The 1,505-nt window shown below is 29.4% G+C and carries 1 protein-coding gene and 1 pseudogene; both read left to right on the top strand.

Annotation, left to right across the window (positions count from 1 at the left end; genetic code table 11):
- A pseudogene (locus tag FAY47_RS20545) lies at nt 1–593 on the top strand (hypothetical protein); the annotation flags it as partial.
- A 17-nt stretch (nt 594–610) separates the two neighbouring features.
- The gene (locus FAY47_RS19795) at nt 611–1,027 is read left to right on the top strand and encodes a hypothetical protein (RefSeq protein WP_143318643.1); all 417 of its coding nucleotides are present in this window, start codon (nt 611–613) and stop codon (nt 1,025–1,027) included.
- Nucleotides 1,028–1,505: the final 478 nt, after the last annotated feature.

Genomic DNA, 1,505 nt, shown 5'->3' with positions numbered 1-1,505 from the left:
GCTATCGGATAAATGCAGATGGTATAATAGGAAAAACAGGTGATTTGTTAGGACATAATTTATTTGCTTATTGTAAGAACAATCCAATTGGTTCGTCAGATCCGAGCGGACATTTTGCGATAGGAGCAATTTTCTCTGGATTAGCAGCTCTAGGAGAAGGTATTGGAGCACTTGTAGCAACACCAGTTTTAATAGGAGCAGTAGTTATTTGGACTGGTTATGTTGGCTATAAAGTATATAAAAATTATTCGGATTGTGCAGAGAGTAGTAAAGTAAGAGATCGTGCTACTGATAGAAATAAAACAGCAAATCCGCCAAAAAGGAAGAATCCAATAGTATTTACTGCAAATCCATATGATTTTAATCCAAAGGGATGTGTGCGTAGAGAATTTGCTGGAACTAAAAATGGAAAGACAATTAAGTGGTTCCCTGGAGGAGGTAAGGCTCCTGTATTCGAATGGAATGAAGATATAGAGAATGGGGCACATTATCACGTTATGGAAGTAGAATGGAAATCAAAGCATTTAGATGGTATTCATTATTATCCTAGTATGCTTGTTCCGGAACCATTTGCAAGTTTATATTTTGATTAAGAAGAGAGGTAAATATAGTGAAGGTCAATAAAAAAAACATTAATAGACTAGACGATTTTCGTTTGCATGATTCAGAATTAGTAGAAGTTTGTTTGAAATATGATGATAATATTATGACAGTTGTAATTAATCATTTTCATTTAAAAAATAAGGTAACAATTATATTTAAGGAAGTATTATATACAGAAATGACAAATATCAAACTTTGGGGAGGAGGAGACTGTATTTTAGATTGGGAATTGAATGAGAATGATAAGATGTTGGAAAACTTCATTCAAATGCAAGATAAAGAATTACAAAGTGAATTTGTAGTTTGGAGCAAGTTAACAGAGGTTGCTGATTTAAATGATTTCTTCAGTTTAAGTTTTGTACTCAATTCCGGGGATAAGATTACTACAATTTGTAATGAAATTATTTGTGAAGATATTGATTAATTATTAAAATTCTTGCTAAATAATTTGTTTATGATAAATAAAGATGATTATATCTTGATAGAGATTGTACATATTATATTTGTTTTAAGCAAATAGTAAAAATAAATCAGTAAAAAATAATAATTTCTATTTGCAAAACAGTAATAACTTATTTAGCATAAGTTTTAATGGTGTAGATTACTATATAAGAAATATTCAAGGAGGAGGCTATCTTATTTATAGAGGAGTTCGAATGATTCCATAGTTATTGCCTCCTTTATGGTGGACAATACCAGTTAATGCAGTATGTCCATAATAAATTAATTTAGAATATTACTTTTTGGTAAAGAATTGGGTGTAAAATATGATAGGTATAAATTTTAAGCTAAAAAATAAATTTAGTAATTTTTTATTTAGGATATTTGAGGGAACAGGAGTAGATAATTTTGTGTGGAATATAAGAAACGATGAAATTATTTATAAAGACAGAAACAATAAT

This window comes from Clostridium sp. HBUAS56017 (assembly GCF_007115085.1).
Taxonomy (GTDB): domain Bacteria; phylum Bacillota; class Clostridia; order Clostridiales; family Clostridiaceae; genus Clostridium; species Clostridium cibarium.
This window is presented reverse-complemented; position numbering and strand designations above follow the sequence as displayed.